At 43.0% G+C, this 15,311-nt stretch carries 14 protein-coding genes; 11 read left to right on the forward strand and 3 right to left on the reverse strand.

Annotation, left to right across the window (positions count from 1 at the left end; translation table 11 throughout):
• Nucleotides 1–89 precede the first annotated feature (89 nt).
• The 7 genes from BOD01S_RS17605 to BOD01S_RS17635 all read left to right on the forward strand — a co-directional run bounded on the left by BOD01S_RS17605 (nucleotide 90) and on the right by BOD01S_RS17635 (nucleotide 8,655).
• Nucleotides 90–1,814: an ABC transporter ATP-binding protein gene (locus BOD01S_RS17605; protein WP_174523100.1), complete on the forward strand. Its 1,725-nt coding sequence runs from the start codon at nucleotides 90–92 to the stop codon at nucleotides 1,812–1,814.
• Between the two features lie 183 nt (nucleotides 1,815–1,997).
• Nucleotides 1,998–3,014, forward strand: coding sequence for an ABC transporter ATP-binding protein (locus BOD01S_RS17610; RefSeq protein WP_036150590.1), 1,017 nt, complete (start codon nucleotides 1,998–2,000; stop codon nucleotides 3,012–3,014).
• Nucleotides 2,989–3,969, forward strand: a complete 981-nt coding sequence (locus tag BOD01S_RS17615; protein ID WP_036150588.1) for an ABC transporter ATP-binding protein — start codon at nucleotides 2,989–2,991, stop codon at nucleotides 3,967–3,969. The genes BOD01S_RS17610 and BOD01S_RS17615 overlap by 26 nt, the downstream gene beginning before the upstream one ends.
• Nucleotides 3,970–4,002: 33 nt before the next feature.
• Nucleotides 4,003–5,613, forward strand: coding sequence for an ABC transporter substrate-binding protein (locus BOD01S_RS17620; protein ID WP_036150585.1), 1,611 nt, complete (start codon nucleotides 4,003–4,005; stop codon nucleotides 5,611–5,613).
• Nucleotides 5,614–5,857: 244 nt separating this feature from the next.
• Nucleotides 5,858–6,862 carry an ABC transporter permease gene (locus BOD01S_RS17625; protein WP_036150582.1) on the forward strand — a complete coding sequence of 335 codons (1,005 nt, stop codon included), beginning with the start codon at nucleotides 5,858–5,860 and terminating at the stop codon, nucleotides 6,860–6,862.
• A 12-nt stretch (nucleotides 6,863–6,874) separates the two neighbouring features.
• The gene (locus BOD01S_RS17630) at nucleotides 6,875–7,765 is read left to right on the forward strand and encodes an ABC transporter permease (RefSeq protein ID WP_036150579.1); all 891 of its coding nucleotides are present in this window, start codon (nucleotides 6,875–6,877) and stop codon (nucleotides 7,763–7,765) included.
• Nucleotides 7,766–7,929: 164 nt separating this feature from the next.
• Nucleotides 7,930–8,655, forward strand: a complete 726-nt coding sequence (locus tag BOD01S_RS17635; RefSeq protein WP_036150577.1) for a 3-ketoacyl-ACP reductase — start codon at nucleotides 7,930–7,932, stop codon at nucleotides 8,653–8,655.
• A gap of 148 nt (nucleotides 8,656–8,803) precedes the next feature.
• Here BOD01S_RS17635 and BOD01S_RS17640 read toward each other — a convergent pair whose 3' ends face one another.
• Together BOD01S_RS17640 and BOD01S_RS17645 are read right to left on the reverse strand one after the other, a co-directional pair.
• The gene (locus BOD01S_RS17640) at nucleotides 8,804–9,895 is read right to left on the reverse strand and encodes an FUSC family protein (RefSeq protein WP_036150574.1); all 1,092 of its coding nucleotides are present in this window, start codon (nucleotides 9,893–9,895) and stop codon (nucleotides 8,804–8,806) included.
• A gap of 60 nt (nucleotides 9,896–9,955) precedes the next feature.
• Complete coding sequence (locus tag BOD01S_RS17645; protein WP_036150571.1) at nucleotides 9,956–11,242, reverse strand: glutamate-1-semialdehyde 2,1-aminomutase; 1,287 nt, start codon at nucleotides 11,240–11,242, stop codon at nucleotides 9,956–9,958.
• Between the two features lie 118 nt (nucleotides 11,243–11,360).
• Between BOD01S_RS17645 and bcp the strand changes: the two genes are divergently transcribed.
• The 3 genes from bcp (at nucleotide 11,361) to perR (ending at nucleotide 13,409) form a co-directional block, all read left to right on the forward strand.
• Nucleotides 11,361–11,822, forward strand: coding sequence for a thioredoxin-dependent thiol peroxidase (gene bcp / locus BOD01S_RS17650; RefSeq protein ID WP_036150566.1), 462 nt, complete (start codon nucleotides 11,361–11,363; stop codon nucleotides 11,820–11,822).
• Nucleotides 11,823–11,824: 2 nt separating this feature from the next.
• The gene (locus BOD01S_RS17655; RefSeq protein ID WP_036150561.1) at nucleotides 11,825–12,769 is read left to right on the forward strand and encodes a D-2-hydroxyacid dehydrogenase; all 945 of its coding nucleotides are present in this window, start codon (nucleotides 11,825–11,827) and stop codon (nucleotides 12,767–12,769) included.
• 184 nt (nucleotides 12,770–12,953) lie between these two features.
• A complete protein-coding gene (gene perR / locus BOD01S_RS17660) occupies nucleotides 12,954–13,409 on the forward strand; it encodes a peroxide-responsive transcriptional repressor PerR (protein ID WP_036150559.1) in 456 nt (151 codons plus the stop codon).
• Between the two features lie 156 nt (nucleotides 13,410–13,565).
• On the opposite strand, the gene BOD01S_RS17665 is transcribed toward perR, so the two are convergent.
• Complete coding sequence (locus BOD01S_RS17665; RefSeq protein ID WP_036150558.1) at nucleotides 13,566–13,913, reverse strand: YgzB family protein; 348 nt, start codon at nucleotides 13,911–13,913, stop codon at nucleotides 13,566–13,568.
• 229 nt (nucleotides 13,914–14,142) lie between these two features.
• On the opposite strand from BOD01S_RS17665, the gene BOD01S_RS17670 reads away from it, so the two are divergent.
• Nucleotides 14,143–15,036: a nucleotidyltransferase-like protein gene (locus BOD01S_RS17670; RefSeq protein WP_036150555.1), complete on the forward strand. Its 894-nt coding sequence runs from the start codon at nucleotides 14,143–14,145 to the stop codon at nucleotides 15,034–15,036.
• Nucleotides 15,037–15,311: the final 275 nt, after the last annotated feature.

A 15,311-nucleotide genomic window follows, 5' to 3' on the forward strand; every position in this document is an offset into this window, starting at 1 on the left:
TAGTCCAGGTGAATTGTGGTATAGTATGTAACGTTGTAAATAAGAGATAGGAGGAAGTGGAAAAGTCATTGGATAGTATTAAAAGATATATGCGTTTTGTAAAGCCTTATCGCTGGCTGCTCATAATGACACTCTTTATCGGTATTGTAAAGTTTGCCATTCCCTTATTTTTACCGTGGCTTGTGCAGGTTATATTAGATGACATTTTATTAGGAAAAGGGCTGTCTGTGGAAGAAAAAACAAGACAGCTGTTTATGTGGATAGGCATTTCGCTTGTTTTATTCTTTGTCGTCCGTCCGCCTATTGAATATTACCGCCAATATTTTGCGCAAAATTTAAGTAATAATATTCTCTTTGATATTCGGAAAGGGCTATATGGACATTTGCAGAAACTAAGCCTGAAATATTATGCAAATACTCGGGCAGGTGAAGTGATTTCACGGGTTATTAATGATGTTGAGCAGACAAAAAGCTTTGTAATGACAGGCTTAATGAATTTATGGCTGGATCTGGCAACCATTGTCATTGTAATCGCTATTATGTTTTCAATGGATGTAAAGCTGACAATTGTTTCGCTGATAGCACTGCCTTTTTATGCGTTTAGCGTGAAATATTTCTTCGGGCGTCTGCGTAGCTTAACGCGTGCTCGCTCACAGGCGCTGGCTGGTGTCCAAAGCTATTTGCATGAGCGTGTGACAGGGATGAGCATTATTAAAAGCTTTACCCTCGAACGGCATGAGCAGGCTATATTTGATGAAACAAATGGAGAGTTTTTAAATAAAGCACTCGATCATTCCCGCTGGAATGCCAAATCGTTTGCTGTCGTTAATACCATTACCGACATTGCACCGCTTCTTGTGATTGCCTATGCAGGTTACCAAGTCATCCATGGAGAGCTGACAATCGGGGTCATGGTTGCTTTTTATGCTTACATTGAAAGATTGTATGGTCCATTGCGCCGGTTAGTTAGCTCGTCAACTACCTTGACACAATCGATCGCTTCCATGGACCGGATGTTTGAGCTGATGGATGAACAATATGATGTGGAAGACAAGCCGGGTGCATTGGAACTGACAGATGCCAAAGGAAAGCTGGCATTTCAAAATGTAGCATTTCAATATGAAAAAGACGGTAAAACAGTATTAGATAATGTGGACTTTACTATAGAACCCGGACAAACTGCAGCTTTTGTCGGTATGAGTGGAGGAGGAAAGTCGACCATCGTCAGTCTGATCCCCCGCTTCTATGATGCCGGTGAAGGAGCTGTGAAGATTGATGATAAGAATGTGAAAGATGTGACATTAAGGTCACTTCGCTCACAAATTGGAATTGTGCTGCAGGATAATATTCTATTTAGTGATTCGGTAAAGCAAAACATTTTAATGGGAAAACCGGATGCTACAGAGGAAGAAATGATTGCGGCAGCTAAGGCGGCCAATGCGCATGACTTCATCATGAGCTTGCCGGAAGGATATGATACAAAGGTAGGGGAACGCGGCGTGAAGCTGTCTGGCGGGCAGAAGCAGCGGGTGGCCATTGCGCGTGTATTTTTAAAAAATCCGCCAATCCTCGTCTTGGATGAGGCGACCTCTGCACTTGATCTAGAAAGTGAAGCATTAATCCAGGAATCACTGGACCGCTTGGCACATGACCGAACGACAATTATCATTGCCCATCGTCTATCTACTATTACACATGCTGATAAGATTTTTGTAATTGAGCATGGCCGGGTAGTAGAAGAAGGAACGCATGCAGAGCTAATGCAGAAGCAAGGTGCCTATTATCAGCTTTTCCAAATACAAAAATTAGATTAGGAATGAGACCGAGTGTCTCATTCCTTTTTTCTTAAAAAAATTTAATAGAAAGAATAATAATATCTGAGACCCTTCGAGAATATCATAACTATATAGTGCTGGTTTTATGCTTAAAAGAGCAAATGATAGTTTTGCGGCAAGGAGAAACTAGATGCTGCTAGTTTTCAAAAAGGGGGAAGGAAGATGAGCCGGAAAAGTGTGCTTGAAGTAAGGGATTTAGAGACAACATTCTTTACCGATGAAGGCAAAGTCAAGGCCGTAGAGCATATAAGTTTTTCAGTACGGGAAGGTGAAATCGTCGCTATTGTAGGTGAGTCGGGATGTGGTAAAAGCGTAACATCCCTTTCGATCATGGGCTTGATCCCCAATCCCCCCGGAAAAATCACTTCAGGGGAAATTCTTTTGGATGGAAGAGACCTTAGGGGGCTGTCTGAAAGAGAAATGCGGAAAGTTCGAGGGAAGGATGTAGCGATGATTTTTCAGGAACCTATGACCTCCCTCAATCCTCTTTTTACAATCGGCAGTCAATTGGTCGAAACGATACAGCTGCACGAAAAAAAGTGGTTCAAGAAAAATGCCCGAAAAAAAGCAGTCGAAATGTTGCGGCTGGTTGGCTTGCCCCGTCCGGAAGAATTGATGAAAGAATATCCCCACCAATTATCGGGAGGGATGCGCCAACGAGTGATGATCGCAATGGCTATTGCCTGCAATCCGAAAGTATTAATCGCCGATGAGCCGACGACTGCGCTCGATGTGACGATTCAGGCACAGATTCTCAGACTGATGAAAGATTTGAACGCCAGGCTAAATACAGCGGTTTTATTGATTACTCATGATTTAGGAATCGTTGCAGAGACATGCGAACGTGTCATCGTTATGTATGCGGGACAAATTGTTGAGGAGGCCCCTGTGGAAGAAATTTTTAAAAACCCGCAGCATCCCTATACGAAAGGGCTGATCCAGTCAATTCCCGATATGCGTTTCAAAAAAGAGACACTTCACTCCATTCCAGGCAATGTACCGAAACCTGGTTCAATCAAGGCGGGCTGCCGGTTTGCGCCGCGCTGTGGGTATGTACACGAACGCTGTACAATGAAAAACCCGCCTCTTTATGAAGCGAATGAGCAACATGAAGCGAGATGCTTTTTGTTAGAAAAGAGCGGAGGTGAAGTACATGTCGAATCTGTTGCTGAAGGTTGAAAATTTGAAGAAATATTTCCCTATTCATAAAGGAACATTCGGTACGAAATCAGGTGATGTAAAAGCGGTGGATGATGTCTCATTTGATGTGTATGAGGGGGAGACACTAGGCATAGTAGGTGAATCGGGCTGTGGGAAATCGACAACAGGCCGTGCCATTCTCAGGCTTCATGAACCAACAGACGGCAAGGTAACCTTTGACGGCATGGAACTGACCTCTTTATCAAAAGGGCAGATGCGAAAGGCAAGAAGGAATATTCAGATGGTTTTCCAGGATCCGTATGCTTCGCTGAATCCGCGGCATACAATTGAGAAAATTTTAGAGGAACCACTTATTGTCCATGGCATCGGCAAGGCGAAGGAGCGTAAACAACTTGTATATGACTATTTGGAAATTGTCGGGTTGAGCCCCTATCATGCCAAACGATACCCCCATCAATTCAGCGGTGGGCAGCGGCAGCGCATCGGTATTGCCCGTGCATTAATGACAAACCCAAAGCTTATTATCGCTGATGAACCGGTCTCAGCACTTGATGTTTCCATTCAGGCCCAGGTGTTAAATCTGATGCAGAAGCTGCAAAACGATTTAAACCTTACCTATATATTTATCGCTCACGATCTAGGAGTAGTAAGACATATCAGCGACCGGGTAGGCGTAATGTATCTAGGTCGCATGGTGGAGCTGGCAGATAGCGAGTCATTGTATGAAACACCCCTGCATCCTTATACGCAAGCGCTCCTGTCAGCCGTTCCGATTCCGGATCCTACGTACCAAAGGGAGCAAATCCTGCTGGCGGGAGATATCCCAAGTCCGAGAAACCCGCCGCAGGGATGCACATTCCATACTCGGTGCCCTTTTGCGATGGATGTTTGTAAAGTAGTTACACCATCATTCAAGGAAGTGAAGAATGGTCATTCTGTTGCATGTCATTTACACAATGAGGTGCAGCAATGATGATAGAAAGCTACACACATAGGGGGAGTTCATATGAGCAAAAAACTTTGGTCGCTGGGATTATTATTGCTGTTTGCATTAATCCTTGTCGCCTGTAGTGAGGATGGGGAGAGTGATACATCGACCGATACGGAAACGGAAGGAGAAACAACGGAAACTTCTGCATCACCGCAAATACTCGTATTTGGACGCGGTGGGGATTCCACTTCGCTGGACCCGGCTATCACAACAGAAGGCGAATCATTTAAAGTAACGGTAAACCTTTATGAAACGCTGCTGAATTTTGGTGAACAGGATACAACTATCCAGCCAGGGTTAGCAGAGGAATGGGAAGTTAGCGAAGACGGCCTTGAATACAAATTCAAACTGCGCCAAGGAGTAAAATTCCATGATGGAACAGACTTTAATGCAGATGCTGTCATTAAAAATATTGACCGCTGGAAAGCCGGAGCAGTAGAAAAGTTTTACTATTTCAATTCGATGTTTAAGTCAGAGGGTGAGGATATTATCAAAGAAGTGATCGCTGAAGACGACTATACAGTTGTATTCAAGCTATCGCGTCCTCAAGCACCATTCCTGAAAAATTTGGCTATGAGTCCATTTGGCATTGCATCACCGACTGCCTTTGAAAAGCATGGAGACCAGTTTGAGAGTAATCCGGTCGGTACTGGACCGTTTAAGTTTGTATCATGGGAGCCTAATACTGCTATTACGATCGAAAAGTTTGAAGATTATTGGCAAGACGGTCTGCCAAAGCTTGATCGTGTCATTTTTAAGGTCATTCCTGATAATACAGCACGGTTTAATGAATTGGTTAAAGGGGACATTGATTTAGCAGATGGTATCAACCCATCCGACAAGACTAGTATTGAGGGTAACTCAGCATTACAGCTAATCAAGCGACCATCAATGAACGTTGGTTATCTGGGGCTGACAAATACACGCCCGCCATTTGATAATAAACTAGTACGTCAGGCAGTGAACCATGCGATAGATAAGCAAGCGATTATCGATGCTTTCTTTGAAGGTGGTGCGGAAGTTGCTGTTAACCCGATGCCTTCCTCTATCACTGGTTATAACGATGAAATTAAAGGATATGATTATAACCCGGAAAAAGCGAAAGAGCTGCTAGCCGAAGCAGGCTACGATGGTGCGGAAATTGAGCTATGGGCAATGCCGGTAGCACGTCCGTATATGCCGGATGGTAAAAAGGTTGCAGAAGTTATTCAAAAAAATCTCGCGGATATAGGGATGCCTGCGAAAATTGTATCCTTCGAGTGGGCAACTTACCTGGATAAAGCGAAAGATGGAGAAGCGGATGCCTTCATGCTAGGCTGGACAGGTGATAACGGCGATGCAGATAACTTCCTGTATACGCTGTTGGATAAGGATACAATCGGCAGCAATAACTATACGTACTACTCAAATGACAAAGTTCACGAGCTGTTAGTAGCAGCGCAGTCAGAAACGAATGAAGAGGTGCGTATTGACCTTTATAAGCAGGCGCAGCAAATCATTTTTGAAGATGCGCCGTGGGTTCCATTGGCTCACTCAACACCATTACTTGCTGCTAAAGCGGAAGTGAAAGGGTTCCTTGCACATCCAACAGGCTCTGATCTTTTATCAAATGTATCAATTGAATAATAAGGCGAAAAAGGGAGGGACGCCTCCCTTTTTTTCTAAAGAAGAAAACACATTCAGCCTGTTGACAAATGTTTTCAAGACAGGCTGGGTAAAATCTTCTTTTTGCAACAAAATCTAAAAAAGTGAAAGCAAAGTCAAAAAATGACTTTGTCTTCACTTTGATATTTTATTCATCATCAGGTTTTCCCAGTAACAAATCCGATGTGAAGATACTTTTAAACAGTTCTAGAGAGGAGTGGAGATGATGCTTCACTACATAGGGAAAAGGCTGCTTCATTTAATCCCTGTACTATTCGGCATGACGATTATTGTATTTTTGATTATCCGTGCTATCCCGGGAGATCCAGCGCAAGTAATATTAGGACAGCAGGCAACAGCGGAGTCCATTGCGGCCCTGCGTGATGCCCTTGGATTGAACAACCCGTGGTATGTCCAATATTTTGACTATCTAAAAAATATATTTACAGGGGATCTGGGAGATTCTCTGCGGACAAGCAGACCCATTTCTTCGGAAGTCTGGCCGTATCTTGCCGCAACATTCGAGCTTGCCTTTTTTGCGATGCTGATTGCAGTGATCGTTGGAATGAACGCTGGTATTATTTCGGCATGGTTTCAAAATTCATGGTTCGATTATACTGCGATGATAATAGCACTCGTTGGGGTTTCCATGCCGATCTTTTGGCTTGGATTAATGGAACAATGGATTTTCAGTATTAGCCTGGATTGGCTCCCGACATCAGGCCGCCAAGAGGTGCGTGATCCTGTAACAGCAGTAACTCATTTTTATTTAATCGATACCCTCATCCAGGGACGCTTTGATCAATTTATCGTTGTTGTAAAGCACTTAATCTTACCGGGAGTGGCTCTTGCTACCATTCCGACCGCTATTATTGCCCGGATGACAAGAGCTTCCATGCTAGAGGTGATCCGTTCGGATTATATTCGTACTGCAAGGGCAAAAGGACAGCGGATGTTTGTCGTCATTTATAAACATGCTTTGAAAAATGCCCTGATTCCGGTTCTGACGGTTATTGGCCTCCAAACAGGACTACTCTTAGGAGGGGCGATTTTGACAGAAACGATTTTCAGCTGGCCAGGCGTTGGACGTTATCTATATGAAGCAATCGGCTATCGGGACTATCCTGTTATTCAATCCGGCATTTTAATTATCGCCTTCCTATTTGTCATGATCAATCTTCTTGTAGATGTCCTTTATACAGCCATCGATTCGCGGATTAAATATAATTAGGGGGGGATAAAAATGGCTGAACTTATACGTAATTTGCCGCAAACCGCAGAACAGGAAAAAGTGGCCGGGCCTTGGAAAGAAGCGTGGAGGAGCTTTAGAAAAAGCAAATCTGCGGTCGCAGGGGCAGGCATTGTCATCTTTTTTATCCTTGTTGCCATTATTGGCCCTATGCTGGCACCTCAGGGCATTAATGAACAAAACTTAGCCATCCGTCTTCTGCCCCCCTCCAGTGAATACTGGTTTGGAACAGATGATTTAGGAAGGGATGTTCTTTCCCGCATTTTACATGGGGCGAGGCTTTCTTTAACAGTTGGTATTTCCGCCGTTATTCTTTCTGCCTTTTTTGGCAGCTTATTAGGCATTATTGCAGGCTATTACGGCCGTTGGATTGATACGATCATTTCCCGTGTGTTTGATATTATGCTGGCGTTTCCAAGTATTTTACTAGCCATCGCCGTTGTTTCTATTTTAGGGCCATCGCTTCGTAATGCACTCATTGCCATTGCGATTATCAATATTCCAAATTTTGGACGTTTAATTCGTTCCCGTGTTTTGGCGATTAAAGAAGAGGAGTATATTCATGCAGCGAAGGCAATCGGAATGAAAAATTCCCGTATTTTATGGCGCCATATTCTGCCGAATTCTATGACGCCGATTATTGTACAGGGAACACTGGCCATAGCTACGGCTATTATCGAGGCGGCTGCACTCGGATTCCTTGGACTCGGGGCAGAGGCACCGCAGCCGGAGTGGGGGAAAATGCTCGCAGATGCCCGTATGTTTTTGCTGAATGCACCGTGGGCTATGATATTCCCGGGTGTTGCGATCATGCTTACGGTAATCGGGTTTAATTTAATGGGGGATGGATTGCGTGATGCCCTCGATCCAAAAATGAAAAATTAAGAAAGGGGGAGCTATGCTTTTATAGATAGCTCCTTTTTCATAGCTGTGAAAATGGAAAGAAGCTGTGTATAGCTGATAGAGAAGGAGAGCGAATCGCTTAAAAAAAGCCGTGCGCTATGATATAGTGACGATGGAATTTTAATTTTAGTAAAGGAGTGTGGCACATGGCACAATCACTAACAGGTAAGGTAGCATTCGTAACAGGTGCAGGACGCGGAATCGGCAAGGCCATCGCATTACAATTAGCAAAAGAGGGCGTACATATTGGATTAATCGCCCGTACAGAAGAGGCGCTTCAGGAAACAGCGAAAGAAATCGAAAGTTACGGTGTAAAAGTCGGATATGCAGCAGCGGACGTTTCTTCTATGGAACAGGTGGAGCAAGCCGTTACTCGTATTACAGAGCAGGTCGGCCAGGCGGATATTTTAATTAATAACGCTGGTATCGGCACATTCGGTAAACTGATCGATATGGATCCGGCTGAATGGAAGCAAATGATTGATATAAACCTTATGGGTACTTATTATGTGACACGTGCTGTCCTTCCTCAATTGATCGAGAAGAATGCGGGGGATATTATTAATATTTCTTCCACAAATGGCTTAAGCGGATCAGCAACATCCAGTGCATACAGCGCTTCCAAGTTTGGCGTGATCGGTTTGACAGAATCTCTAGCTCAAGAAGTGCGCCGCAACAATATCCGTGTTACAGCTCTTGCGCCAAGTACGGTCGCAACGGATCTAGTAGCGGACAAATCATTCTTTGATCCGGAAAAAGCGGATCAGTACATGCATCCGGAAGATATGGCTGAGTATGTGGTAGCACAGCTGAAGCTGAACCAGCGTATGTACATTAAAGTAGCGAGCATGCTGAATACAAATCCATTTTAATTAGAACCCCATCTTTTTAGACATCGGGATAAATGTGTAATCGATTAAAGGGGACTGCCCAATAAGCTTAGCTTATCGGACAGTCCCCTCTTTTTGGCTGTCGATTCTGTTGTTTTCAAGCGGCCGCGTTGTGAAGCCGCCAAATGTTCTAATAAAATTTAGATTCTAAATCTACATTCTTTTCTTTCCCGTGATAAGTGCGGTAAGACACAATCAACGTATCCAGATGCTCCAAGTTTTCCTCATAATCTAATATCCGCGATAAAATATAGAGCAAATGATAGCTGGAGAAAGTCTCTTCCTCCTCTAGTTCCTGGGCTAACGCAATTTGCTTGATGAAAATTTCCATCACTTCATTTCGCTGTAGGTACTCCTCATGCTGTGACCACTGGGAAAGTTCAGGCTTGAGCTTGCCTGTATATTTCAGCAGTAGTTGCTCATGATACGTCAGCAAAAAATCAAGACGCTCCTGAATCATCAGGCGGAACTGTTCAGGCAAATTGGAGAGCTCATTTTCATGTTGATGAAGGCGTTGCAGAAGCTCAAGGCTGCGTTTCGATGTCATGATCATTTGGCGATAAATGACGAGTTTACGAGCTTTCACGTATTTGAGGTTCCGAAAGTAACTTCTTTCCTCTTCATAAAATCCATATAGGCTTTCCACTTCATACATACGGCTCTTCAGCTTTTTCAGTGCCATTTTTGTCGATGTATGTTCGCTGGCCTGTCTGACGGCAAGGCGCGTCCAGCGGATAATATCATCCTGCAGTGAATTGATATTCGTAAATAATTTCACCTCATAGCGAGGCGGGATAAAAACAAGGTTAACAAGAAATGCAGCAAAGACACCAACCATGACGGTAGAAAAGCGGATCAGTCCAAACATCAGGAAGTCATCGCCTTGGACTTCCATAATGGCTACCACTGTTACAAGAGCCAGCGAAAGTGATTTTTCCAGCTTGAATTTAATCATTAAAGCAATCACAATAATAGCAGCAATTCCTACCGCTACAATATGATGGCCGAATATCAGGGCGAAAAGGACTGCAATCGTAGCCCCAATCAAATTCCCCTGAATTTGTTCTAATATCGTCAAGTATGATCGGTAGATGGATGGCTGGATGGCGAAAATTGCCGCAATTCCAGCAAATACCGGCGAAGGTAGATTAAGTAGGTCAGCTAAAAATAATGCGAATACAATAGCGACTCCAGTTTTTAAAACACGGGCACCTAACTTCATAAAAAATGAAGCCCTCTCTTTCTATACATGATCAAGGAAGACGCTTCGCCGGTAAACAGCCTACAGCTGTGAAAATGCAAAATCAACCGCAGCGATCGTCTCCATAATATCTTCTTCCGTATGTTCTGTTGTCAGGAACCATGCCTCATATTTAGAAGGGGCCAAGTTGACACCTTTTGAAAGCATCAATTTAAAGAAACGGCCAAAAATTTCCCCATTCGAGTTCTCGGCTTGCTCATAGTTCTCTACTTTCTCATTTGTGAAGTAAATTGTCAATGCACCTTTTAAGCGGTTTACTGTAATGGTTACATTATACTTCTCGGCTGCTGCTAAAATACCCTTTTCTAAAATAGCACCTAAACGGTCCATTTCATCATATACACCAGGCTGTGCGAGTACTTCCAAGCAAGCAATGCCCGCAAGCATAGACGCCGGATTACCTGCCATTGTTCCCGCCTGATAAGCAGGTCCCAGCGGTGCAACGGTTTCCATTACTTCTTTGCGTCCGCCGTATGCCCCGATTGGCAGGCCGCCGCCGATTACTTTCCCCATTGCGACTAAATCCGGTGTAAGTCCGAGCATCGTGTGAGCTGCGCCATAATGGAAGCGGAATGCTGTAATGACTTCATCATGGATTGTGAGGGCACCATACTCTTTAGCAAGAGCATGTACATGTTCCAAGAAACCAGGGTTTGGCTCAACAATACCAAAATTCCCGACGATCGGTTCAATTAGGATACCTGCTATTTGATTACCCCAATGTTCCATTGCTAATGTAAATTCTTCTTTATTGTTAAAAGGAACGGTAATGACCTCCGTTGCTACTGATTCAGGCACCCCTGCGGAATCGGGAGAGCCTAGCGTCGCTGGTCCTGAACCGGCTGCTACGAGCACCTGGTCGAAATGGCCGTGATAGCATCCAGCGAATTTGATGATTTTAGTACGGCCTGTATAAGCCCGGGCGATACGTACTGTTGTCATAACCGCTTCTGTACCTGAGTTGTTAAAGCGAACTTTATCTAATGTAGGAATTGCGTCTTTTAGCATTTTCGCAAATTTTACCTCATGTTCAGTCGGTGTTCCGTATAGGACTCCCGTTTCAGCTGCATGAGAGATTGCCTTGGCGATATGCGGGTGGCCGTGCCCTGTCACAATCGGACCGTATGCTGCCAAATAGTCAATATAGCGATTACCGTCAACATCCCAAAAGTATGCTCCCTTTCCCCGGGCCATGACTACCGGTGCTCCACCACCAACTGCTTTATAGGAGCGGGATGGGCTATTTACACCCCCGACAATATGTTCACAAGCTTCTTTGTATAGTTGTTCTGATTTTGTATGATTCATCTTTCTGCCTCCAAATCCTATATGTATGCTCTATTGTATTCCGAATTCCACCTGAACGGCAAAGAAATTGAAAGAAGGGCAAGGATTCGGTACGATAGAGAAAAAATGGGGGGATATTATGACATTGCTGAATGAAAAGGCACCAGCTTTCACATTGGAAAATGAAAAAGGGGAGCAGGTGAGCCTCTCTGATTTTAAAGGGAAAAACGTAGTTCTTTATTTTTATCCGAAAGATATGACGCCGGGATGTACCACAGAAGCATGTGATTTCCGTGATGCACATGAAGACTTTTCCTCCCTAAATGCGGTCATCCTTGGGATAAGTATGGATGATGCTAAGAAGCATACTAAGTTTATTGAAAAACACGGGCTTCCTTTCTCGCTGCTTGTCGATGAGGACCATGAAGTGGCCGAGAAGTATGGGGTATGGGTGTTAAAGAAAATGTATGGCCGTGAATACATGGGGATTGAGCGGTCTACCTTTTTGATCAATGAGGAAGGCCTTATTATAGGAGAGTGGCGGAAAGTCAAAGTAAAGAATCATATTGGGCAAGTGCTGTCACATTTAAAGGGGGAGTAAGGATGAAAGTTTATTTTACATTTGAGCCAAGAGAAGACTTGCGCAAACCTCTAGTGGAAGAGTTTCCACAGATGGAATTTATCTTTGAACAGAGAATTACAGAGGATGTACTGCGGGATGCACAAGTTCTTGTCACATACGGTGAAGATCTGGATGAAGAGAAGATTGCCGTTGCCGAGAAATTGGAATGGATTTTTGTTGCCTCAGCAGGAGTTGAAAAAATGCCGGCACAGGCAATTGCCGATCGGGGTATTTATGTATCGAACGTACGCGGAATCCACAAAAAACCAATGGCCGAGTCGGTTTTAGCCCATATTTTATCATTAAAGCGCGGACTTCCAAGCATCTATGAACAGCAGGCTCGCAGCGAATGGAATAAACGCATTCGTTTGACTGAACTAAATGGCAGCACTGCCTTAATTATGGGACCAGGGGCAATTGGTCAGGAAATAGGACGGATTCTCCAGGCCTTCGAGGTACATACGATTGGCATCAATAGCTCGGGGGAAATGGCTAGTTATATGAATGAAACATTTACCATGCAGGATTTAATGGAGCATCTGCCAAAAGCGGATATTGTTATTTCTATGCTGCCAAGTACGGAGAAGACGAAAGGGCTTCTGACACGCGAACATTTCGCGGCAATGAAAGATAATGCGATTTTCATGAACTTCGGACGTGGGGATCTAGTAGACGAGACGATTCTTGTAGAGGCGCTTACTCAAAAGTTAATCGCCCATGCGGTGCTGGATGTATATATGGAAGAGCCGCTTCCTCCGCATAGCCCTTTATGGAAAATGGATAATGTAACAGTTTCGCCGCACTTATCAAGCCATTCTTCACGTTATGTGGAGCGTAGCTTGGAGATTTTTAAGCCGAATCTTCTAAAGTGGGCAGCAGGTGAACGGGAGCTTGAAAATGAAGTTAATATTTTAAGAGGCTATTGATCCCTGCAAAAGGGAAGAGGGTCGTATTATCAATTAGTCAATCTAATTGATAATAGAATTATTTATTACTCATTTTTCTCATAATATCACGCCACTGGAAACAAGGAATTGTTGACAAGCTGTGGATAAATTCGATACACTATTTGTAACAATTATAAATTAATAATATGAGTGAAAGAGGTGCATGACGATGTCTGATGAAATGCATTTAAAAGACGCGTTAGACACGTTAAAGACTACTGGTGTAAGAATTACTCCACAGCGTCATGCTATTTTGGAATATCTAATTAACTCAATGATTCATCCTACAGCTGATGACATATATAAAGCTCTGGAAGATAAGTTTCCAAATATGAGTGTCGCGACAGTTTATAATAATTTACGTGTATTCAGAGAAGTTGGCTTAGTAAAAGAATTGACTTACGGTGATGCAGCGAGTCGTTTTGATTTTGTGACAAATGATCATTACCATATGATTTGTGAATGCTGCGGGAAGATTGTTGACTTCCATTATCCCGGTTTGAATGAGGTGGAGCAGTTTGCTTCACATGTTACAGGCTTCCAAGTAAACTCACATCGTTTAGAAGTTTACGGAACTTGCCCCGAATGCTTGGCAGGGGAAAACAAAAAAGCATTATAGTAATCGGCCTAGCAGGATAGTCTGCTAGGTTTTTTCTTATTCGGGAAGCGTTAAAAACCACTGGGTTGTTAGAGAGGGAAGTAAGTAAAGTTAAGGGGGAGTTATACGGCTGTCTCTATTTTTCAAGGAAAAAAGAAAAAGCCGGCGCAACCAGCTTTAGCTTCTTTTACTATTGTAGCTTTCATCAAATTCTTTTCCTTCGAGTGTCGCATCAAGCGTAAGCGGCTCATTGCAGTACATGCACATATCTACTCGACCAAGAATTTTTGTGTGCTTTCCGCAGTTAGGGCATTCAACCTGCACTGCACGAGTGGAAAGCAAGCCAATCCAACCGTATACAGCTGTGCTTCCGATGATACATAAAAGTCCGAGGGTCATGAAAATAAGGACGAGAATCTGGTGTTCACGGAAGAAAATCGCTCCATACATAATTGCGAAGCCGATAAAAATTAGTGACAATGCAAATGAGCGGATTTTATTTATCTTGTTAGAATACTTCTTCATTTTATTTGCCTCCTACTCTATGGTTACTATACCATATAATATATTTATCAACCACCGGGATAGCCTATTCAAAAGCTTCTGTCAGGTCTTGCTCTTAAGAAGTTGATATTTCCAAGTTTGTATAGGTATGGGTGGTTCACCTTAGAATTATAATCTTTTAAAAGGATTTGCAAAACAGATGTCGAAACAATTCTTCTAGGCAGTAGTGTAAACTATAGGGGGTACTTTTATGGAACATGTTTTACGTCCTATTTATCAGGAACGCGCCAGCCATCCGGATACATTAGGTGTTATATTGATTAATAAGCGGGACGATGCGACAAACATGACGGATACATTTGATGCAGTACTGCTTATCATCGTAAAAGAAGGCGAGCAACCAATCTTTACAAAGCATTATCTATATGGCGAAACAAAGATGGTAATGCACATAGTAACAGAGAAACGTCTTCGCAAGTGGCTGTTTATCGGCTCCAACCGTAAGCTGGTTGACTGGATCTTTTATGGAAAAGTTCTCTTCGATCGAAATGAGTTTCTATATAAGCTGCGTTTTGAACTACAGGAGTTTCCTTTTTACGGTCGGAAAATCAAAACAGGTATCCAATTCAGCAAGCTGATTCGCCGGTATTTAGAAGGAAAAGAGTTTTTTGAGCGGGGCGAATATTTGGATGCATATAATCACGTAGTGGATTCTCTCCATCATTTAGGGAGGCTCTCGGTAATTGATAGCGGTCTTTATCCTGAAGTAACTGTATGGTCGCAAGTTAAAAAGATTGAACCGGCAGTTTACAAGTTATATGAAGAGCTAGTTATGAGTAATGAAACATTAGAGAAACGTCTGGAACTTTTGTTCTTGGCGAGTGAGTTTCTTATTAATTCACGTACACACGATGGTGCACAGCACATCTTAGAGGTAATGCTGACAAGGGCATCTTGGACAATCCAGGAACTGCACGATCATGAAGAGCTCAGCTACTATTCTACAGATCTCGAGGTGTTTGTAGAGTACTTAATTGATAAAGGCTATATAATAGTAGAACCGGTTATCGCGAAAAACGAAACGATTTTCCATCGCAACTATTGTGTAGATAGACGATTTGTTGAAAATGAATATGGCGTATAGTATAGTAATCGAGGCATGTTTAACATGCCTTGAATTTTTTTATAAAAAGTGTTGACTTTTAGAATGATGATATTGTAATATATTAAATGTCGCTAAGACGTGACGCTTTAAATAAACAAACATAGGTTTTGGAAGTCACGAAAAACTTTTCTCGAAAAAGTTGTTGACAAACAAAAACTTAAATGTTAAATTAGAGAAGTCGCTGAAACGAGCAGACAACATGAACTTTGAAAACTGAACAAGCAAGACGTTAACAATAATTTTCTTTCTTAATC

This window comes from Lysinibacillus odysseyi 34hs-1 = NBRC 100172 (genome assembly GCF_001591965.1).
Classification (GTDB): domain Bacteria; phylum Bacillota; class Bacilli; order Bacillales_A; family Planococcaceae; genus Lysinibacillus_B; species Lysinibacillus_B odysseyi.